The 20,438-nt window shown below is 73.5% G+C and carries 17 protein-coding genes, 1 tRNA gene and 1 pseudogene; 7 read left to right on the top strand and 12 right to left on the bottom strand.

Annotated elements, in window-relative coordinates:
• Window positions 1-56 precede the first annotated feature (56 nt).
• The 5 genes from bioC to bioB are packed head-to-tail and all read right to left on the bottom strand — an operon-like array spanning window position 57 to window position 5,141.
• On the bottom strand, window positions 57-1,010 hold the full coding sequence (bioC, locus tag QFW81_RS05225) for a malonyl-ACP O-methyltransferase BioC (protein ID WP_280577555.1): 954 nt from the start codon (window positions 1,008-1,010) through the stop codon (window positions 57-59).
• On the bottom strand, window positions 1,007-1,789 hold the full coding sequence (gene bioH, locus QFW81_RS05220) for a pimeloyl-ACP methyl ester esterase BioH (RefSeq protein ID WP_280577627.1): 783 nt from the start codon (window positions 1,787-1,789) through the stop codon (window positions 1,007-1,009). Before bioH ends, bioC begins: the two co-directional genes overlap by 4 nt.
• A gap of 8 nt (window positions 1,790-1,797) precedes the next feature.
• Window positions 1,798-2,799, bottom strand: coding sequence for a multidrug resistance efflux transporter family protein (locus QFW81_RS05215; protein ID WP_280577554.1), 1,002 nt, complete (start codon window positions 2,797-2,799; stop codon window positions 1,798-1,800).
• On the bottom strand, window positions 2,796-4,019 hold the full coding sequence (gene bioF, locus QFW81_RS05210; protein WP_280577552.1) for an 8-amino-7-oxononanoate synthase: 1,224 nt from the start codon (window positions 4,017-4,019) through the stop codon (window positions 2,796-2,798). The genes QFW81_RS05215 and bioF overlap by 4 nt, the downstream gene beginning before the upstream one ends.
• Before the next feature lie 12 nt (window positions 4,020-4,031).
• Complete coding sequence (gene bioB / locus QFW81_RS05205; protein WP_280577551.1) at window positions 4,032-5,141, bottom strand: biotin synthase BioB; 1,110 nt, start codon at window positions 5,139-5,141, stop codon at window positions 4,032-4,034.
• A 49-nt stretch (window positions 5,142-5,190) separates the two neighbouring features.
• On the opposite strand from bioB, the gene QFW81_RS05200 reads away from it, so the two are divergent.
• Window positions 5,191-5,928: a double zinc ribbon domain-containing protein gene (locus tag QFW81_RS05200; protein WP_280577550.1), complete on the top strand. Its 738-nt coding sequence runs from the start codon at window positions 5,191-5,193 to the stop codon at window positions 5,926-5,928.
• Window positions 5,929-6,496: 568 nt separating this feature from the next.
• Here QFW81_RS05200 and ubiA read toward each other — a convergent pair.
• Window positions 6,497-7,399 carry a 4-hydroxybenzoate octaprenyltransferase gene (ubiA, locus tag QFW81_RS05195; RefSeq protein ID WP_280577548.1) on the bottom strand — a complete coding sequence of 301 codons (903 nt, stop codon included), beginning with the start codon at window positions 7,397-7,399 and terminating at the stop codon, window positions 6,497-6,499.
• A gap of 228 nt (window positions 7,400-7,627) precedes the next feature.
• Here ubiA and QFW81_RS05190 point away from each other — a divergent pair.
• Window positions 7,628-7,704, top strand: a tRNA-Arg gene (locus QFW81_RS05190).
• Between the two features lie 59 nt (window positions 7,705-7,763).
• A complete protein-coding gene (locus tag QFW81_RS05185; RefSeq protein WP_280577546.1) occupies window positions 7,764-8,003 on the top strand; it encodes a hypothetical protein in 240 nt (79 codons plus the stop codon).
• A 19-nt stretch (window positions 8,004-8,022) separates the two neighbouring features.
• Here the strand turns inward: QFW81_RS05185 and QFW81_RS05180 are convergent, their stop codons facing one another.
• From QFW81_RS05180 to QFW81_RS05155, 6 genes and pseudogenes are all read right to left on the bottom strand, one after another.
• On the bottom strand, window positions 8,023-8,394 hold the full coding sequence (locus QFW81_RS05180) for a DUF4345 domain-containing protein (protein ID WP_280577545.1): 372 nt from the start codon (window positions 8,392-8,394) through the stop codon (window positions 8,023-8,025).
• 226 nt (window positions 8,395-8,620) lie between these two features.
• Window positions 8,621-9,148 (bottom strand): outer membrane beta-barrel protein, encoded by a 528-nt coding sequence (locus QFW81_RS05175; protein WP_280577544.1) that lies wholly within the window; start codon window positions 9,146-9,148, stop codon window positions 8,621-8,623.
• Between the two features lie 548 nt (window positions 9,149-9,696).
• Window positions 9,697-10,335: a ligase-associated DNA damage response endonuclease PdeM gene (gene pdeM / locus QFW81_RS05170; protein ID WP_280577542.1), complete on the bottom strand. Its 639-nt coding sequence runs from the start codon at window positions 10,333-10,335 to the stop codon at window positions 9,697-9,699.
• A 292-nt stretch (window positions 10,336-10,627) separates the two neighbouring features.
• A pseudogene (locus QFW81_RS05165) lies at window positions 10,628-13,327 on the bottom strand (ligase-associated DNA damage response DEXH box helicase); the annotation flags it as partial.
• Window positions 13,328-13,371: 44 nt separating this feature from the next.
• The gene (locus QFW81_RS05160; RefSeq protein WP_280577540.1) at window positions 13,372-15,165 is read right to left on the bottom strand and encodes a cisplatin damage response ATP-dependent DNA ligase; all 1,794 of its coding nucleotides are present in this window, start codon (window positions 15,163-15,165) and stop codon (window positions 13,372-13,374) included.
• A gap of 7 nt (window positions 15,166-15,172) precedes the next feature.
• Window positions 15,173-16,171 (bottom strand): ligase-associated DNA damage response exonuclease, encoded by a 999-nt coding sequence (locus tag QFW81_RS05155; protein WP_280577539.1) that lies wholly within the window; start codon window positions 16,169-16,171, stop codon window positions 15,173-15,175.
• A gap of 211 nt (window positions 16,172-16,382) precedes the next feature.
• Here QFW81_RS05155 and QFW81_RS05150 point away from each other — a divergent pair, with 211 nt between their 5' ends.
• From QFW81_RS05150 to QFW81_RS05135, 4 genes are all read left to right on the top strand, one after another.
• Entirely contained in the window at window positions 16,383-17,666 is a 1,284-nt protein-coding gene (locus tag QFW81_RS05150) for a putative DNA modification/repair radical SAM protein (RefSeq protein ID WP_280577538.1), read from the top strand.
• 39 nt (window positions 17,667-17,705) lie between these two features.
• Window positions 17,706-19,232: a UdgX family uracil-DNA binding protein gene (locus tag QFW81_RS05145; RefSeq protein ID WP_280577625.1), complete on the top strand. Its 1,527-nt coding sequence runs from the start codon at window positions 17,706-17,708 to the stop codon at window positions 19,230-19,232.
• Window positions 19,233-19,541: 309 nt separating this feature from the next.
• Complete coding sequence (locus QFW81_RS05140; protein ID WP_280577537.1) at window positions 19,542-19,931, top strand: YciI family protein; 390 nt, start codon at window positions 19,542-19,544, stop codon at window positions 19,929-19,931.
• Between the two features lie 67 nt (window positions 19,932-19,998).
• Window positions 19,999-20,418 carry a DUF1801 domain-containing protein gene (locus QFW81_RS05135; RefSeq protein ID WP_280577536.1) on the top strand — a complete coding sequence of 140 codons (420 nt, stop codon included), beginning with the start codon at window positions 19,999-20,001 and terminating at the stop codon, window positions 20,416-20,418.
• The last annotated feature ends 20 nt before the right edge of the window (window positions 20,419-20,438 follow it).

The following is a 20,438-nucleotide window of genomic DNA, read 5'->3' as shown; positions in this document are numbered from 1 at the left end:
CCCGGGCTACGGATGGGTGGCCGGCATCGCGCGCGGCGGCAGGACCGTGGCCGGGTTCAGTCGCGCCTGCGCACGCGGATGCGGTCTGCGGGGAAGCTGGCGAGTTCGCCTCCGGCGTCGCGGATCGGCGCGCCGGGTGCGGGCGCCCAGGCCAGCGCGGAAATCACTTCCCAGCTCGCCGGCAGCAAACCGGCCTGCGCATCGGCCAAGCCGGCGCCGCGCAGCGGTTCGTAGGCCGCGGCCGCCGCGGCGAAGCGCGCGCGGCCGGTGAGCGTGTGCCGACGCGCGTGCAGCGCATTGGTGGCGCCGATCGCACGCAGTTCGCGCATCAGCGCCGGCAGGTCGGGATGGCCGCGCATCAGCAGGTCGCGGTCGAGCACCGGATCGCGGAAGCCCGCATGCATGAGCGCATCGCCGAACTGCGCGATCGAGGCGAACGGGCTCACGTGCGGCACCGTGTCGTCGGCGCGGGCGAAGGCTTCACGCAGCTCCCACAGCGTGTCCGGGCCGAAGGTCGAGCACAGCAGCAGGCCGCCCGGCCTGAGCACGCGGCGGAAGCCGGCGAACGCGGCCGGCAGGTCGTCGATCCACTGCAGGCACAGGTTGGAGAACACCACGTCGACGCTGGCATCGGCCAGCGGCAGCGCGCGCAAATCGGCGCAGACACGGTCGACGGGCGGCCGTCGCGCGAGCACATCGCGCAGCCCGCCGCGCGCAGGCAGCTGTTGCAGCATCGCGTGCGAGAGGTCGAGCGCCACCACCCGCGTCTTCGGCCAGCGCCGGCGCATCGCCTGCGCGGCGTGGCCGGGTCCGCTGCCGACGTCGAGCACCACCGCCGGCGACCAGTCCGGCGCGCGGCCCGGCGTGAGCGCGATCAGGTCCAGCGATTCGAGCAGCCGCGTCTCGACCTCGCGCTGCAGCGCGGCGGCCGAGGCATAGCCGGCGGACGCGCGCGAGAACGACCGCCGCACCTGGCGCGCATCGAACATGGCTTGTGGCGTGCGGCTCATCGCGGCGCCTGCGGTGCGAACGCAGTCGCGGCGAAGCCGTCGAGCGCGGCCGCGACCGCACCGGCGTGGGTCAGGAACGGCGCGTGCCCGGCGTGTTCGACCACCACCACCTCCGCGCGCGGCACCTGCGCGGCCGCCTCGCGCATCGCGCGCGGGTCGACCAGGCGGTCGCGGCGCCCGGCCAGCCACAGCGTCGGCATCGCCAGCGTCGGCAGCACGGGGCGCAGGTCCGTGGTCTCGAGCAGTTCGAGGCCGTCGGCCAGCACGTGCGCCGCCGGCTGCCCGCGGGCGAAGACTTCCTCGCGCAGCACCCGCATCTCGTGGCGCGCATCGTCCGAACCGAACGCCTCCAGGGCGATGAAGCGGTCGAGCGTGGCGCGCCAGTCGCTGCGCAGGCCCAGCGCGAAGCCGCGGAAGATCTCCGGCGACATCCCCAGCCGCCAGTCCTCGCCGCGCACGAAGCGCGGACTGGCGCACAGCATCGCCAGGCCGGCGACCGCGTGCGGCCGGGTCGCCGCCGCGTGCAGCGCGAACAGCCCGCCCAGCGACCAGCCCGCCCACAGCGCATGCGGCACGCGCGCCACCAGCGCCTCGACCACCGGCTCCAGCGCCAGCGGCAGCGCGCTGTCGCGGCCGTGCCCGTGCCCGGGGAGGTCGACCAGGTGCAGGGTCCAGCGCGCTTCCAGCTGCTGCGCGAGCGCCTCGAACACGCCCGAGTGCATGGCCCAGCCGTGCAGCAGCACCAGGTCCGGACCCGCGCCGCGGGTCGTGATGTGCAGCTCGTCGCTCATGCGCCCTTGTCCGTGCGCAGCGCGGCCACGTCGCCACTGCCGGCGGCCGGGCGCGCCACCACCCAGGCGAACGCGGCGATGCCGGCGATCACGATCGCCGCGCCGGCCAGGGTGCTGCCTGTCGGCCAGGCCTCGCCCAGCAGCAGCACGCCCAGCAGGACCGCGAACACCACTTCGCCGCCCTGCATCGCTTCCACCGCACCCAGCGCCAGCGGCTGGTCGCGGACCATGCCGGTGGCCTGGAAGAACAGGATCGTCGCGACCACGCCCGCCGACAGCGCCACCCCGGCGGCGAGCCACACCTGGGCCAGCGCCGGCGGGCCCGCGGTCCAGGCCGCGTACGCGGCCACCAGCAGCCACATCGGCTGGCTGGCGAGGGTGAGGCCGAACACGCGCTGGGTGGCATTGAGCGGCTCGCCGCTGCGCTCCAGGTGCAGCAGCAGCAGGCGGTTGCCGAGCGGATAGGCGACCGCCGAGACCAGCACGCAGCCCAGCGCGATCCACGCCGCGCGATCGAGCGCACCGCTGGCGTGGCCGAACTGCATCAGCAGCACGCCGGCGATGATCAGCGCCGCGACCGCGATCCCGGCCGGCGGGATCCGGCGCCGCGCGTCGCGATACAGCAGCGGCGCGCACAGCATCCCGGCGATCACGGTGAACTGGAACGAGCCGGCGACCAGCCACGACGGCCCGCTCGACGCGGCGAACGAGAGCAGCACGTAGAACAGCACGAAACCGATCCCCGCGCAGCGCAGCCACGCCCAGGGATGCGCGCCGATCGAACGCAGTACCGGGCGCATCCCGCCCTGGAACCGCATCAGCGGCAGCATCAGCGGCAGCGTGATCAGGTAGCGCAGCGACGCCAGCCACGCCCAGTGCCCGCCGCCCGACGCGCTGGCACGGTTGAGCACGTAGGTCATGGTGAAGAACAGCGCCGACAGCAGCGCCAGGCCGACCGCCGCCAGCGCGACGCGGCGATGGGAACGCGCCGGCGTCATGCGGCGTGGCTGGGCGCGATGTGCGCGGCGCGGTCGCGCGCGACCGCCAGCGCATCGGCCAGGGCGTCGGCCTGCACCGGTTCGTGCGCGGCGGTGAAGGTGACGCGCAGGCGCGCCTGGCCCTCGGGCACGGTCGGTGGGCGGATCGCGGCCACCCAGTAGCCGTCGCGTTCGAGCGATTCGGCCATCGCCAGTGCATTGGCGTTGCTGCCGCACAGCACCGGCTGGATCGGCGTGTCCGACGGCATCAGCGACAGCCCGTGGTCCTCGGCGCGCACGCGGAAGCGCTGCACCAGCTCCTGCAGCCGTTCGCGCCGCCAGTGGTCGCGCCGGGCCAGCTTCACCGCCGCCAGCGCCGCGGCGGCCTGCGCCGGCGGCAGCGCGGTGGTGTACAGATAGGACCGTGCGGTCTCGGCCAGATGGTCGACCAGGTCGGCCTCGCCCGTGACCACGGCGCCGTGGCTGCCCAGCGCCTTGCCGAGCGTCACCAGGCGCAGCGGCACCGCCATCGCATCGAGCCCGGCAGCGGCGACCGAACCGCGCCCGTCGGGACCCAGCACGCCCACGCCATGCGCGTCGTCCACGTACAGCAGCGCCTTCTGCACGCGCGCGGCGATCGCCAGTTCGCGCAGCGGGGCGAGGTCGCCATCCATGCTGAACACGCCATCGGTGGCGACCATCGCCGCGCACTCCGCCATGCTGCGCAGCTGGCGCAGCGCGCCTTCGACGTCGCCGTGCGGATAGCGGCGCAGGCGGCAGCCGGCCAGGCGCGCGGCATCGATCAGGCTGGCGTGGTTGAGCCGGTCCTGCACGCACAGGTCGTCGTCGCCCAGCAGCGACTGCAGCACCGCGAGGTTGGCCGCGTAGCCGCTGTCGAACAGCAGCGCGCGCGGCACTTCCAGCCAGTCGGCGATCTCGCGTTCGAGCGCGCCGTGCAGGGCGTGATGACCGCAGACCAGGTGCGAGCCGGTACCGCCGGCGCCGTCGCGCGCGGCGGCGTCCTGCAGCGCGTTGACCACCGCGAAGTGCTGGGACAGGCCGAGGTAGTCGTTGCTGCAGAAGTTCAGCAGGGTGCGGGGGGCGCCATCGGCGCCGGCCACCTCGCAGCGCACGCCGTCCCGGCGCAATACCTCGCGCCGGATGCGGCGGCCGGATGCCGCGGCACGCTGTTCGCGCTGCGCGGCCACGCGGGCATGCAGGTCGGGACGGTCCACTGGCATGGCTTGCTCCCCTCAGCCGCGGCCCCCTGCCGCGCAGGCATCCGGGCGGGAGCCGGCCGCGTCTGCGCCGGGCCCCGTCGAGATGTCGGCATGTACGGTACCACCGTGGTCGTGCCCGTCGGCATCCACCGCCACGTGCATCGCGCGCAGGCCCAGGCGCTCGAACAGCGCCTGGTCACGGTCGACCCCGGGGTTGGGGGTGGTGAGCAGCGTCTCGCCGTGGAAGATCGAATTGGCGCCGGCGCTGAAGCACAGCGCCTGCAGCTCGTCGGACATCGACTCGCGCCCCGCCGACAGCCGCACCATCGACCGCGGCATCACGATCCGCGCCACGGCAATGGTGCGCACGAATTCGAACGGGTCCAGTTCGGCGCTGCCGTGCAGCGGCGTGCCTTCCACCTGCACCAGGCGGTTGATCGGCACCGAGTCCGGGTGCGCGGGCAGGTTGGCCAGCGCGCGCAGGAAGCCGGCGCGCTGGGCGCGGGTCTCGCCCATGCCGACGATGCCGCCGCAGCAGGTCTTCATGCCGGCGTCGCGCACGTGCCCGAGGGTGTCGAGCCGGTCCTGGAAGCCGCGGGTATGGATGATGTCGCCGTAGTAGCCGGGGTCGGTGTCGAGGTTGTGGTTGTAGTAGTCCAGCCCGGCCTCGCGCAGCGCGTGGGCCTGCTCGCCGCTGAGCATGCCCAGCGTGGCGCAGGTCTCCAGCCCCAGCGCCTTGACCTCGCGGATCATGGCCGCGACCTTGGGGATGTCGCGGTCCTTGGGCGAACGCCACGCGGCGCCCATGCAGAAACGCGAGGCGCCGGCATCGCGAGCGCGCCGCGCCTGCTCGACCACGGCTTCGGTCGACATCAGCTTGGTCGCCTCGACCCCGGTGTGGTAGCGCTGCGCCTGCGGGCAGTAGCCGCAGTCCTCCGGGCAGCCGCCGGTCTTGATCGACAGCAGGGTGCTGACCTGGACCTCGGCCGGGTCGAAGTGGCGGCGGTGGGCGCTGGCGGCGCGGTACAGCAGTTCCGGGAACGGCAGGCCGAGCAGGGCTTCGATCTCGTCCTGGCGCCAGTCGTGGCGAAGGGCATCGGCGGGCGGCTCGGCCGCGGGGCGGAGCGGACTGACGGCAGGCATCGGGATTCCCTGACAGACGGACGCGGGCTGGCCGTTCAGTCTGGAAAGCATGCCCGGGCCTGTCAACCGAATCGAGCGCGCGGCGGTTGACGGCTGGTGGCACGGACTGGGCGCGCGGCTGTGCCCGCCGCGGTGCCTGGCCTGCGGCGAGGCCGCCCCGCCGGGCACCGACCTGTGTCCTGCGTGCACCGCCGCCCTGCCCTGGAATGTGCCGGCCTGCCCCCGCTGCGCGGTGCCGCTGCCCGGCGCGTCGTCGCCGGCCCCGTCGTGCGGCGCGTGCCAGCGCCGACCGCCACCGCTGGACGCGACCCACGCCGCGTTCGCCTACCGCACCCCGCTCGACCGGCTGCTGCCACGGTTCAAATTCCACCGCGACCTGGCCGCCGGCCGGCTGCTCGCCGACGCCATGGCGAGTTGTTTCGTCGCCCTGCCGCGGCCGGACGCGCTGCTGCCGGTGCCGCTGCACCCGGGACGCCTGCGCCGCCGGGGCTACGACCAGGCGCTGGAGCTGGCGCGGCCGCTGGCACGCACCCTGCGCCTGCCGCTGCTGGACGGCGCGCTGGTGCGCACGCGGGCGACGGCCCCACAGTCGGAGCTCGACGCGGCGTCGCGCCGGCGCAACCTGCGCGAGGCGTTCACGGTGCGCGACGGCACGCGTCTGCCGGCGCACGTGGTCCTGGTCGACGACGTGATGACCACCGGCGCCACCCTGCACGCGGCCGCCGTCACGCTGCGCCGCGCGGGCGTGACGCGGGTCGAGGCGTGGGTCTGCGCGCGGGTCCCGTGAGCGGGGCGAAGGTCGACCGGGTGTCCGCGCGGACGCCGGGGAGGCAGCACACCGTAGCCCGGGTAAGCGCAGCGCACCCGGGGCCATTGGTGCGACGAGGGTCTGCGAACGGGGCCAACGCCCAAGGCCGGTGTCCGTAGGCAGTGGTCACGGGGCTGCATCGTTAGGCAGCGGTCGCGGGTCGTCATCCCGGATGCGCGTCGCTCATCCGGGCTACGCGGCCATACCTGTCAGAGGCGTCTCCCAGTAGCCCGGGTAAGCGCAGCGCACCCGGGACCGGCGGCGCGACGACGGTGTCCGCGCGGGGCGAACGCCCGGGGCCGGTGTCCGTGGGCAATGGTCGCGGGGCTGCATCCCCGGATGCGCTTCGCTTATCCGGGCTACGCGGTCATACCCGTCAGAGGCGTCTCCCAGTAGCCCGGGTAAGCACAGCGCACCCGGGACCGCCCGTGCGATCGGGACCCGCGGTCAGGGCCGACGTGTCCACTCGACACGCGCAGACCGCCCCCTGCCCGACGGGACAGTTCGACGCCGGCCCGCTCTTCGCCGACCCGGCTCTCGAATTCCTTCACCGCAACGCGAAATCCACCGCGATGCCGGCGAAGATCGCCGCCCCCACCCAGTGGTTGTGGAGGAAGGCGCGGAAGCAGGCAGCGCGGTCGCGGTAGCGCGCGATCGCGAATTCCCAGCCCACCAGCAGCGCCGCCAGCCCGAGGCCGGTCCAGTACGCAACGCCCAGCCCCGCCTCGCGCCCCACCAGCGCCAGCGCCGCGAACGCGAGCGCGTACAGCACGCCCTGCGCCACCAGGTCGAGTTCGCCGAACAGGATCGCGGTCGACTTCGCGCCCATGCGGATGTCGTCGTCGCGGTCGACCATCGCGTACCAGGTGTCATAGGCGGTGGCCCAGAAGATGTTGGCCACGTACAGCACCCAGGCCACCGGCGGCACCGTGCCCTGCACCGCAGCGAAGGCCATCGGGATCGCCCAGCCGAAGGCCATTCCCAGGTACACCTGCGGCAGGTAGGTATAGCGCTTGAGGTAGGGATAGCTGGCGGCCAGGAACAGGCCGACCACGCTCATCCACACCGTGAGCCGGTTTAGCGTCAGCACCAGCGCGAACGCGGCCAGCATCAGCACCGCGAACACCGCCAGCGCCTCGCGCCCGGACACCGCGCCGGTGGCCAGCGGCCGGTCCTTCGTGCGCTCGACGCTGCCGTCCAGCCAGCGGTCGGCGTAGTCGTTGACCACGCAGCCGGCTGAGCGCGTCAGCCACACGCCCGCGGTGAACACGAACAGGATCCACGGGGGCGGCACTCCGCCGGCGGCCAGCCACAGCCCCCACCACGTCGGCCACAGCAGCAGCAGCCAGCCGATCGGGCGGTCGCCGCGGATCAGGGCCCAGTAGAGCGGCAGGCGTGCGCGCCAGTCCGGCCGCGAGGCCGTCGGCGGCGAGTGGCGTTCGTACGACATCGGCGCAGGTTAGCAGCGCACGCGGGCGCGACACGACCCGTTGCGGCTCGCGCGGCGCAGCGGCCCCGGGCGGCGACACGCCGCGCGCCGGGACGGGCGCCGGATCGGCTGGCCGCCCGGCCCCGAGGGGTGACATAATCGCCGGCCGGCCAACTCCAGCGATGGCGGCCGGCGGCGTGCATCACGCCACACCGGGACGCCAGCCGCGGTCCCGGCGCTCCAGACAACGCGCCTGTAGCTCAGCCGGATAGAGTAGTGGCTTCCGAAGCCATTGGTCGGGGGTTCGAATCCCTCCAGGCGCGCCATGTCCTCGTCTTCGCTTGGTTCACGCGCCCGTCGCGCGTGCGCCGGGCAATCTGCGTCCATGGCCTCGCCCCGTACGCCACCCTGGAAGAAGCGCAATCCGGTGAAACCAGCCGCGCGCGTGCAACTGACGCCAGCGCAGAAGGAACAGGCGCGCGAACGTGCCAAAGCCGCCGGACGCCGCTATCCCAACCTGGTCGACAACATGTGGGCGGCGGCGCAGGCGAAGCGGGAGACGCCCGCGGATGCGCGCAGTCGGGACGGCGGCAGGGGCGAAGACCGAGACGACGACGATCATTGAACCGGTGCGCGCCGATGCCTCAGCGATCGCCGAACCACAGCGCCAGCGCCCAGGCCAGCATCGCCAGTTCCACCACGCCCAGCACCAGCGTCGGCCGCCCCACCGGTCCGAATGCGGCGATGCCGATCCAGCGGAACGGCACGATCGAGGCGTACAGCACCAGCGCCACCAGCAGCCCGGTGCGCTGCTGCTCGGGACGCAATGCGAACAGCGCGAACACGATCGCCAGCGCCAGCTGCAGGCCGCCGTAGATGCTCAGGTATTCCGAGCGGCCGCCGCCGTCGAGCTGCACGTAGCCGATCGCGGCCGAGGTCGAGCGCCAGCGCAGCGCGCACCAGGCGGCAAGCCCCAGGTAGGCCACGGCGTTGAACCACAGGTAGAAGGCGGTCACGGCGGTCCTCCGGTCGCAGGACCGCACCGTGGCCCAACCGTGGTCCCGGACGCGTGAGGAAACGCGTTGGCGTGGTGGCCACGGCGTCGAGCGACGGCGGCGGCAACGTGGCAAAGCACCGCGTAGCCCGGATAAGCGAAGCGCATCCGGGGCTCTACCGCCGGGATGTTCCCGCATCGAACCTCAAGCGGCGGATGCCGGCAGGGCGCCGGCATCCGCGAGGGGGTCAGAAGTCGAAACGCACCTGCACCTGGGCAGCGTCGACGTCGAGATCCTCGACCTCGCTGCGCGTGTACTCGCCGCGCAGCGCGATCAGGTCGCTGAAACGGTACTGCAGGCCGAGGCCGTAGACCGGGTCGGTACCGTCGTCCTTCGCGGTGCCGGTGAGGCCCGGAATCGCGCGGTCCAGCTCCCAGCGCTGGAAGCCCGCCTTGGCGTAGCCGGAGAAGCGCTCGGTGAAGGGCAGGATGCCGACGGCGGTCAGCGAGGCCGAGGTCAGCTCCAGGTCGGTGCCGGCCGCATCGGGTTCGAGGCTGCCGAAATCGCTGTAGCCGGCCTCGAGCGCGAAGTTGCGGTGGAACTGGTAGCCGCCGAAGGCCGAGAACGCGGTGTCCTCGTCGTCGTAGGCGCGCTCGTCGACCAGGGCCTGGCCGGCGCCGACGCCGGCGTAGAAGCCGGAATCCTGGGCTTGGGCGACGGAGGCGCCGGCCAGCAGCACGACGGCAAGGGTGGTGGTGAGCAGCTTGGAACGCATGGAAATCTCCTGAAGTGGGGGAACGGGCGCCAGGCCCGTCGCCGCGCGGCCATCGGGCAGTGCCCGTCCGCGTCGGCGTGTTCAGGAGATGGGCGTTCCATTCGCGCATCAAAGGCCGCGATCCTGGATTCTTTATCCCGCAGGAAGCACCAATCCGGATGGGCGAGCGCGTCCTGTTGTGCTCGGATCGGCCGGCTCTGCGGCCGGCCTGTCCGGGGCGCGGGCGATGCAGCCGACCAGGCCGGCGACGTTCTTCCACGGCGCGGCGGGCGATGGCGTCAACCCGGCCCCGGGTGCGCTTCGCTTACCCGGGCGTCGGACGCGTCGAACAAGCGCGCGTAGCCCGGGTAAGCGCAGCGCATCCGGGGCGCATGTCGATCGACCTGCATGAGATCGCAGCCCAGGTGCGCCTGCCACACTTTGCCTCGCAGGCTCCCAAGTGATGCGAGGTCTGTCCAAGATGCGCAGCACCCCGGGTGCGCTGTGCTTACCCGGGCTACGAGCGACGGTCGGCGCGTATGGCGTCGCGATGCGGCACCGGCGTGTGGCTATCCCAGCCGCACCAGCTGACGCCCGTCGCACAGCACGCTGCCGGCGCTGTCCGCGCGGGGCACGGGATGGCCGCCGGTGAAGGCCGAGAACGCAGGCAGCACGGTGATCCCGGGGCGCAGCCAGAACAGCGGATGGCGTCCCAACGGCGGCAGGCGCAGCACCGGGTGCACGTGGCCGCAGAGGACGTGGTGGCCGGCGTCGCTCTCAGCCGGTGGCGCGTGGCGGAACTCGAACGGGGGATCCACGTGACCCTCGCGCACCCGCGCCACACCCGCAGCCTCGGGATCGAACGCACGGTCGTGGTTGCCCGGCACCACCGCCATCGCCACCGCGGCATGCGCTTCGCGGAACGCGCGCCAGGCCGCGTCCACCGCACGGTGGCGGCGCGCGTGCAGGAAGTCGCCGAGGATCCAGAGTTCGGCGGCGCCGGTGTTCGCGAGCAGCGTCGCCAGACGCTCGAGATCGTGCGTGGTGCCGCCCGTCGGCACCGCGATCCCGGCGGCGCGGAAGGTGTCGCCCTTGCCCAGGTGCAGGTCGGCGATGCACAGGCGGCGGCGCGCGGGCCAGTACAGCGCGCGGTCGGCGAGCAGGCGGACGGGTTCGCCGGCGAGGACGAGGTCGAGGGTGTCAGTCATCGCGCGGCGGGCGGGGTGCCGGTGGGCGTGCATCGGCGGGCACGGCAGCGGACGAACGTGCAGGCGAGTCCGCGGCGTTTCCGCGTCGGTTCGATGCAGCGGGTGCCTTGCGGGACTGCCCCGCCACGGTGGAGGTGCGCTTGCGGGGCGCGGGGGTCTGGCGCGTGGATGCGCTTGCAGCAGGCCGGGTCGTGGACGCGGTGGGCGTGGATGTCGGAACGTTGCGTGGGGTCCCGGATGCGCTTCGCTTATCCGGGCTACGCGGTTGCGGGCTACGCGGGTGGCGGGGGCGGTGGCGGTGTTCCAGGCGTTCGGCGGCGCGCTGCACGCGCGTGCGCCAGTCCTCGCTGCTGTGGGTGCCGCGCATGGCGTCGGCCCACAGCGGGAACGACAGCGGGGTGAGCGTCTGCGGCAGGTGCAGGTCGAGCGGCTGGGCGTGGCAGCGTTCGAGCACCGCCTGCAGCGCGCGTACCTCGAGCTGGGCCTCGAACACCTCGCGCTCGGCCTGTTCCAGCAGCAGGTGGCCGGGATCGTGCCGCTGCAGCACGTCGAACAGCAGCCCGCTGGAGGCCTGCAGCTGGCGCAGGCTGCGCAGGGCGCGGCCCGGCAGCGACGGCGGCAGCAGCCCGGCCACGCGCGCGATCTCGCGGAACTGGCGGCGCGCGAGTTCGGCCAGGTTGGCGCCGGCCTGCAGGTCCTCGACGAGGCCTACGGGCGAGAGCAGGTCGTGCATCAGGTCGGCATCGAGCTCCGGCTGCGCCTGCGCCGTCAGCGCCAGGCCGTAGTCGTTGACCGCGAAGGCGAAGGTGTTGGGCGCGCGCCGGCCCCAGCGCAGCGCCAGCAGCGCCGCCAGGCCCTCGTGCACGCCGCGCCCGGCGAACGGATACAGGAACAGGTGCCAGCCTTCGCGGGTCTTCACGAACTCGGCCAGCAGCCGGCCGGGCGACGGCAGCGCGGACAGCCGCGCCTGCAGGTCGAGCAGCGGTGCCAGCGCACGCAGCTCCGGGCTGTCGCGCGGGCCGGCCAGTACCTGCGCCACCCGCGCGCCGAGTTCGCCCGACATCGGCATGCGCCCGCCCTGCCAGCGCGGCACGATGCCGTCGGCCCGCTTCGCGATGCGCACGTACGCGGTCATGTCCTGCAGCCGCACGAGTTCGAGCGTGCGGCCGGCGAACTGGAAGCGGTCGCGCGGACGCAGCCGCGACAGGAAGCCTTCCTCGACGCTGCCCAGCGTGCCGCCGCGCAGCAGCTTCACCTGCAGCGCGCCGTCGCTGGTGATGGTGCCGATCGACAGCCGGTGGCGCTGGGCGATGCGGCGATCGTGCACGCGGTAGGTGCCGTCGTCGTCGAGCACCACGCGGGTGTATTCGGGATAGTGCTGCAGCGCCTGCCCGCCGCGCACGATGAAGGCGAGCACCGCGGTCCACTGCGCATCGGTGAGGCCGGCGAAGGCGTGGGTGCCGCGCACTTCGCGCAGCAGCGCATCGGGCGCGAACCCGCCGCCGAGCGCGAGCGTGACGCAGTGCTGGGCGAGCACGTCCAGCGACAGCCGCAGCGGCACGCGCGCCTCGATCTGGCCATCCGCCAGCGCCGCGCGCGCGGCGGCGTACTCCGCCAGCTCCAGCGCATGCGTCGGCACGCAGACCACGTGCCCGGCTTCGCCCGGGCGATGCCGCGCGCGGCCGGCGCGCTGCAGCAGCCGCGCCATGCCCTTGGGGCTGCCGAGTTGCAGCACCTGGTCGACCGCGGGAAAGTCCACGCCCAGGTCCAGGCTCGAAGTCGCGACCACGCAGCGCACGCGGCCTTCGCGCAGGCCCTGCTCGACCGCTGCGCGCAGCTTCGGGTCGAGCGAGCCGTGGTGCAGGGCCAGCGTGTCGGGCGCGTCGAGCCAGGTCGCGGCCAGCGCGCGGTGCCAGAGTTCGGCCTGCGAGCGCGTGTTGGCGAACAGCAGCGTGGTGCCGGCCGCCTGCAGTTGTGCGGCCACGCGCTGCACCTGCGACAGGCCGAGGTGCCCGGCCCAAGGAAAGCGTTCGCCGGCCTCGGGCAGCAGGGTCTCCAGCGTCAGGCTGCGCGGTTTCGCCGCCTGCAGGATCGCGGCGCCGGGCGCGTGCGGCAGCAGCACGTCGCGTGCCTGTTCGAGGTTGCCGAGCGTCGCCGACAGCCCCCAGGTGCGCGCCTGCGGCGCCCACGCACGCAGCCGCGCCAGGCACAGCTGCAGCAGCACGCCACGCTTGTTGCCGAGCAGCTCGTGCCATTCGTCGACCACGATCCCGCGCAGGCCGGCGAGCTGCGCGGCGGTGTCGGGGTAGCTCAGCAGCAGCGCCAGTGATTCGGGCGTGATCACCAGCGCGTCGGCGCGGCCCTGGCGCGCCAGGCGCCGGTCGCGCGAGGACGCGTCGCCGGTGCGCATCGCCACGGTCCAGTCCAGGCCCAGCGCGGCGATCGGCTCGCGCAGCGCGCGCACGGTGTCGCTGGCCAGCGCGCGCAGCGGGGTGATCCACAGGAGGCGGGTGCGGCCGGCGGTGGACACGCCGGCGCGGCGCGTGGAGCGCGATGCGGGCGGAACGGGCGCGTCGCGGTCGCGCGCGTCCACCGTGCCGGGCGCCGCGATGACGGCCTCGGGTGCCCCGGGGTCCGATGTGATGCGTGGTCCCGCCCGGTCAGACGCAGCGGTTGTCGACGTGGTAGTGGCCGGCGCGCCGCCCTCGTGCGCCGCAGGCGCGTTGTCCGATGTGCGCACGGCGCGTGTCGCCGCAGCGCTCACGCCGCGCGACCTCGCCGGTGCTTTCGCTTTCGCTTTCGCCTTCGCCTTGGCCGATGCCACGCTGGCCTGCGCCACCTCCGCCAGCGCATCCAGCAGCGGGCCGCCGAGCGCGGCCAGGGTCTTGCCGCTGCCGGTGGGCGTGACCAGCAGTCCGGATTCGCCGCGGCGCCAGCGGCGCCAGGCCTCGCGCTGGAACGGCGCCGGCGTCCAGCCCCGGGCCGCGAACCAGTCGGCCAGCGGCGCGTCGAAGCGCGTGCGCGCCGCGGGCGGCGTCATCGCGCCAGCGCCTTGAGCGTGTCCAGCCGGTCGGCCTCGGCCGCAGGCTTGTCGTGGCGCCAGCGCAGGATGCGCGGGAAGCGCACCGCGATGCCGGACTTGTGCCGGGTCGAGCGGTTCACCGCCTCGAAGCCGAGTTCGAACACATGCACGCCCGGCACCGATCGCACCGGGCCGAAGCGCTCCAGGGTGTGGGCGCGGATCCAGCGGTCGAGCTTGAGGAGCTGCGCATCGTCCAGCCCGCTGTAGGCCTTGGCCACCGGCACCAGCGCGTCGCCGTCCCAGAGGCCGAAGGTGTAATCGGTGTAGAGCGTGCTGCGGCGGCCGTGGCCGGACTGGGCGTAGATCAGCACCGCGTCGACGGTGAGCGGATCGATCTTCCACTTCCACCAGTCGCCGCGCCTGCGGCCGCCCTGGTAGGGCGCGCTGGCGCGCTTGAGCATCAGCCCTTCCACGCCGCGCTCGCGCGCCTGCGCACGCAGCGCCGCGGCATGGCTCCAGTCCGCCACATCGACCAGTGGCGAGAGCACGAGGCGCGGATCGTCGTGCGCGTCGAGCAGCGCGGCCAGCGCCTCGCGGCGCTCGCGCTGCGGACGCTCGCGCCAGTCGACGCCTTCGAGTTCCAGCAGGTCGTAGGCCTGGACGCGCACAGGGGTGTCGGCCAGCGTCTTCGGCCCGGGCTTGCGGCGCTGGATGCGCGTCTGCAGCGCGGTGAACGGCAGCGGCGCGTCCTCGCCGGCGCGCCAGGCCAGCAGTTCGCCGTCGAGCACGCAGTCGCGCGGCAGCGCGCGCGCGGCATCCTCGATCTCCGGGAATCGGCCGTCCAGGCGTTCCTCGCCACGCGACCACAGCGCCACCTCGCCGCCGCGGCGGATCAGCTGCAGGCGGATGCCGTCCCACTTCCACTCCAGCAGCCAGTCGTCGACCGGACCGAGCGCGCGTTCGATCGCGCCGGGGTCGTTGGCCAGCGCGGTGACGGATTCGACCGTGCCTGCGGCATCCGCATCGGCATCGATGGCGGCGGCGTCGCCGTCTTCCGTCGCCACGGCACCGACTCCGGCATGTTCGGACGTCGCATCCGCCGCGGGTACGGTCGCGACGTCCCCGTTTACGGCCGGCGCCTCCGGCCGCAGCGCGGCCTCGATCGGCGTCGCGAGGAAGAACGGATACGGCTGCTGGCAATCGCTTTCCAGCGCCTCGTGCGACAGCAGGCGCTCGAGGAAGGCCGGCGTCGGCGACCATTCGCCGAGCATGCGCTGGGCGATGCGGGCGATGTCGACCCCGCTCATCTCCGCCAGCGCCTGCTGCACCAGCCGCTGCGACACGCCCACCCGCAGCGCGCCGGTCAGCAGCTTGTTGAACAGTAGCCGCTCGTCGAAGCACAGCGTGCGCCAGGCCTCCACCACCACCGCGCGGCGCACGTCCTCGTCGCGGTTGGCGACCGGCAGCAGGCGGCGCTCGATCCACTCCGACAGGGGCACGTCGGCGCCTGCCTGCGCAGGATCGTCCAGCAGCAGGGCCAGCGTCTCGGCGAGATCGCCGACCTGGTCGTAGCTGTCGTCGACCAGCCAGTCGGGCAGGCCGGCCTCGGCCGCGATCCACGCGCGCAGCTCGCGCGTGTTGGCGATGCGCTTCTTCGCGCCGGCCACCTTGCCGCCGGCCAGCAGGTGCAGCGCCCAGGCGGCGTCGCGCGGCGGTGCGTCGCGGAAGTAGCGCGCCAGCGCCGCGCGCTTGTCGAGCGTGGCGGTGCTGCGGTCGAGCTCGCGGTAGAGGGTGGCGAAGCGGCGCATGCGGCGCTCAGTCCTCGTCGCCGTAACCGGTGCGGAACGCGCCGGCGTCGAGGCCGTCCTCGCACAGCGCGCGCACGATGGCATCGGTGTTGCCGTGGGTGGCGATGATGCGGCTGGCGCCGGTCTCGCGCACGGTGCGCATCAGGTCCGGCCAGTCGGCATGGTCGGAGACCACGAAGCCGCGGTCGTAGTTGCGGCGGCGACGGTTGCCGCGGATCCGCATCCAGCCCGATGCAAAGCCGGTCTGGGCGCGGCGGAAGCGGCGCATCCATGCGCTGCCCGCGGCGGACGGCGGCGCCAGTACCAGGCGCCCGGCGAAGTCCGCGCCCTTGGCGATGTCGGAAACGGGCTCGGTCGGCGGCAGCGCGATGCCGGCGCCGCGGTACACGTCCACCCCGTTGGCGATCGCACCGTGCAGCAGCACCGGCGTGTCGACGTGCGGCGCGAGTTCGGCCAGCACCCGCTGCGCCTTGCCCAGCGCGTAGCAGAACAGCACCGCGGCCACGCCCTCGGTGGCGCAGTCGCGCTGCCAGTCGGCGATCTCGCGCGCGACCTCGCCGGTGTCCGGCCAGCGGTACACGGGCAGGCCGAAGGTGGCCTCGGTGATGAAGGTGTCGCAGGGCACCACTTCGAACGGCGCGCAGGTCGGATCCGGCTGGCGCTTGTAGTCGCCCGAGGCCACCCAGACGCGGCCCTCGGCCTCGATCCGCACCTGCGCCGAACCCAGCACGTGGCCGGCCGGATGCAGCGACACCCGCGCCCCGCCGAGATCGAAGGCTTCGCCGTACTCACGCACGTGGTAGCGCTGCGCGCCGAGCCGCCACTCCAGGATCGGCAGGCTCTCGCGTACACAGTGGTACTCGCCCATGCCGCTGCGCGCGTGGTCGCCGTGGCCGTGGGTGATCACCGCGCGCGGCACCGGCCGCCACGGGTCGATGTGGAAATCGCCGGCGGGGCAGTACAGGCCCTCGGGCCGCAGTTCGACCAGGTCGCGCGCGGGCGCCATCGTCAGCCCGCGGGCGCCGGCGGCGGGGTCGTGTGTCGGGATGCGAACGGGGACGCGGACATCGTGACGGGCGGCGGCTGGGGCTCTGGAGACTGCACGGCGGCGCGTGCAGGCCGGGCGAACGCGCGGGGCTGAACGTGCCTGCGGCGGCATTCATGATCATCGCGGCCGCGTCTCACGGATTGAGACTGGCGCCCACCACCCTGCCCCGATGGAGACTGCCCGCAAGCTGGCCATCCTCGCCGATGCCGCCAAGTACGATGCGTCCTGCGCCTCCAGCGGCGCGGGCAAGCGCCATTCGCTGGGCAGCGGCGGCATCGGCAGCACCGAGGGGATGGGCATCTGCCACAGCTACACGCCCGACGGGCGCTGCGTGTCGCTGCTCAAGATCCTGCTGACCAACTTCTGCGTCTACGACTGCGCGTACTGCGTGAACCGCGTGTCCAGCAACGTGCAGCGCGCGCGCTTCACGGTGGACGAGGTGGTCAACCTCACCCTCGACTTCTACCGCCGCAACTACATCGAGGGCCTGTTCCTCTCCAGCGGCATCATCCGCAACGGCGACTACACCATGGAGCAGCTGGTGGAGGTGGCGCGCCGGCTGCGCGAGGAGCACCGCTTCGCCGGATACATCCACCTCAAGACCATTCCGGAAGCCTCGCCCGAGCTGCTGGCCGACGCCGGCCGCCATGCCGACCGGCTGTCGATCAATGTCGAACTGCCCACCGAGGCGGGGCTGGCGCAGTTCGCGCCGGAGAAGCGGCTGCCGGCGATCCGCGGCGCGATGGGCGAGCTGCGCTGGCGGATCGAGGAGTCGAAGCAGGCGCGCGCGCCGAAGCCGAAGGCTGCGGCCACGCCGGGCACCACGCCGAAGCGGCGCGCCCCGCGCTTCGCACCCGCCGGGCAGAGCACGCAGATGATCGTCGGTGCCGACGGCGCGGACGATCGCGCGATCCTGTCGATGGCCGACAACCTGTACGGCAACTACCGGCTACGACGCGTGTACTACTCCGCCTTCAGCCCGATCCCCGACGCCAGCCGCGCGCTGCCGCCACAGGCGCCGCCGCTGCAGCGCGAGCACCGCCTGTACCAGGCCGACTGGCTGCTGCGCTTCTACGACTACCGCATCGACGAGATCGCCGGCGGCCGCGGCGACGGCATGCTCGACCTCGATGTCGATCCCAAGCTCGGCTGGGCACTGCGCCATCCCGAGCGCTTCCCGGTTGACCTCAACACCGCGGCGAAGGAACTGCTGCTGCGCGTGCCCGGACTCGGCCTGCGCAACGTGCAGCGGGTGCTGGCCGCGCGCCGCCACGGCCGGCTGCGGGTCGCCGACCTGGCGCGGCTGCGCGCACCGCTGGCCAAGCTGCTGCCGTTCGTGCAGCTGGCCGACCACCATCCGCGGCGCGCGCTGGACGATCCGCAGGCGCTGCGCGCGCGCCTGGCGCCGCCGCCGCGCCAGGGCGGCCTGTTCGACGCGCCCGCGGCGGCCTGAGTGGAACGCTGGTCGGCGCGGGTCGACCCGCCGTGGGACATGGCGGCGTGGCGCGACGTGGCGCGCGCGGCATTGCGTGCGCAGGTGCCGCCCGACGCGCTGGACTGGCTCGAGGGCGACGCGCCCGCGCCGCTGCTCGCGGCACCCGACATCGAAGGCGCCACGCCGCGCGACGACGCGCCGCGCGCGCCGAAATCGCTGCTCGAACTCGCCCCCGCGCTGCTGTGCCATCGCGAGCCGCAGCGCCTGGGGCTGCTCTACCGCCTGCTGTGGCGCGCGACGCATGGCGAGCCGGCGCTGCTGTCCAACCCGGCCGATGCCGACGTGCGCCGCGCGCAGGCCTGGGTGCAGGCGGTGCGTCGCGATGCGCACAAGATGAAGGCGTTCGTACGCTTCCGCGCCGTGCCCGGCGACGACAACGCCTTCATCGCCTGGTTCGAACCGGAGCACCGCATTGTCGACCGGGTGGCGCCGTTCTTCGCGCGCCGCTTCGCGGGCATGCGCTGGGCGATCCTCACGCCCTACCGCAGCGCGCACTGGGACGGCGAGGCGCTGGCGTTCGGAGACGGCGGCATGCGCGCCGACGCGCCGGCCGACGACGCACGAGAGGAGTTGTGGCGCACCTACTACGCGCACATCTTCAACCCGGCACGGCTCAACCCGCGGATGATGCGCCAGGAGATGCCGGTGAAGTACTGGAAGCACCTGCCCGAGGCGCAGCTGCTGCCCGGCCTGGTGCGCGAGGCCGGCGTGCGCGTGCGCGAGATGGCCGAGCGCGCACCTCAGCCGCCGCGACGCACGATCAGAAGCCGGCCCGGGGCCGGAGTCGCGATGCGCGGACAGTTTCACGGCCCGGAAGGAAGCGATGGGACGCCCGGCATCGGCCATGGCGACGGCGCTGCGCGCGCGACGCCTGCCACCGGCCCGGCGTCCGGTCAGCTCGCCACCGACGCGACGTCGCTGGATGCGCTGCGCGAGCTCGCGCGTGACTGCCGTGCCTGTCCGCTGTGGGCGCCGGCGACGCAGACGGTGTTCGGCGAAGGGCCCGCCACCGCGCGCGTCGTGCTGGTCGGCGAACAGCCCGGCGACACCGAGGACCTGACCGGCCGGCCGTTCACCGGCCCGGCGGGACAACTGCTCGACCGCGCGCTGGGCGAGCTTGGGATCGACCGTACGCAGCTCTACCTGACCAATGCGGTGAAGCATTTCCGCTTCGAACGGCGCGGCAAGCGGCGCCTGCACCGCAATCCCGAGGCGGGCCACGTCCAGGCGTGCCGGCCCTGGCTCGCGCGCGAGCTCGCACTGCTGCAGCCCGAGGTCGTGGTGAGCCTCGGCGCCACCGCTGCGCTCGCGCTGATGGGCCGCGGCTTCCGGCTGATGGACGAACGCGGCCGCTGGCACACGCTGTCCGGCGGCACGCGCCTGCTCGCGACCGTGCACCCGGCCTGGATCCTGCGCCAGCGCGACGATGCCGCGCGCGACGCCGCCTACGCCGGCTTCGTCGCCGACCTCGCGCAACTCGCCGCCCGCGGCAACCCCCGTCGCACATCCCCTCCCCCCTCGTAGCCCGGGTAAGCGAAGCGCACCCGGGATGCATCTCGACCCCCTCGTCGCAGGTCACGTCTAAAGCGTCCCGGATGCGGCCTGCGGCCTTATCCGGGCTACGCGATCCGGCACCTGCCCGTCGCGTCGACTTTGGCGATGAAGCGTCGGGATGCGCACGCAACGATGCGCGCGCAACCGGAATTTTCCGCCCACGCGCACCGACGTACCGTCACCGGGAATCCGCGCAGCCTGCCCGCACGATGCGCGCGATGCTTCCACCACCCTCCGCTTCGCGGTAGCGTGCGCGTCTTCCCGCATGGAGCCCGCACCGTGACCGATACCGACGGATCCCAGGACTTCCTCGTGCTCTCGCGCGGCCAGTGGCGCCGCGAAGCGTCGCCGGACGAGATCCAGGCCGCGATCGACGCCTTCTACACCTGGATCGAAGACCACATCGCCGCCGGCCGGATGAAGACCGGCGAGCGCCTCGCCCGCGCCGGGGCGACCGTCTCCGCGAAAGGCGTCACCGTCGACGGCCCGTTCGGCGAGACCAAGGAACTGGTGGGCGGCTACTGGTTCGCGGTCGCGCCCTCGCTGGAGGACGCCGCCGCGCTGCTGGCCACCAGCCCGACGCTGGCCTGCGGGCTGTTCTACGAAGTCCGCCCGCTGGAGCTGGAGCGCGCGACCGCCCGGACGCGCAGCAACGAAACCCCCGACTGATCCGCGCCACGCCGGTCGCGACACGCCGTCCGCACCGGGCGCGCACCACTTCGAACCCGAGTCCCGCATGCCCGCTTCACGCGCCGTCCGCCATGCCACGCCTGCCGATACGCGCGCCGCGGTCGATGCGCTGATGGCCACGCTCGTCCATCCGCACAAACCTGCGATCGAGGCCCTGCGCGCAGCGATCCTGGCCGTGGATCCGTCGATCGCCGAAGGCGTGAAGTGGAACGCGCCGAGCTTCCGCACCCACGAGTACTTCGCCACCTTCCACCTGCGCGCGAAGCAGGGCATCGTGCTGATCCTGCACCTGGGCGCGAAGGCGCGGGCCCTGCCGGCGGACGGACTGGCGATCGACGATCGCGACGGCCTGCTTCGCTGGCTGGGGCCGGACCGCGCGCAGGTGACGTTCGCCGATGCCGCCGACGCATCGCGCCGGACGCCATCGCTGCAATCGCTGCTGAGGCAGTGGATCGCCTGCGTGTGAGCGCCCGAAGCGGCTGAGCC

Source organism: Luteimonas kalidii, from assembly GCF_029887935.1.
GTDB classification, from domain to species: domain Bacteria; phylum Pseudomonadota; class Gammaproteobacteria; order Xanthomonadales; family Xanthomonadaceae; genus Luteimonas; species Luteimonas kalidii.
This window is presented reverse-complemented; position numbering and strand designations above follow the sequence as displayed.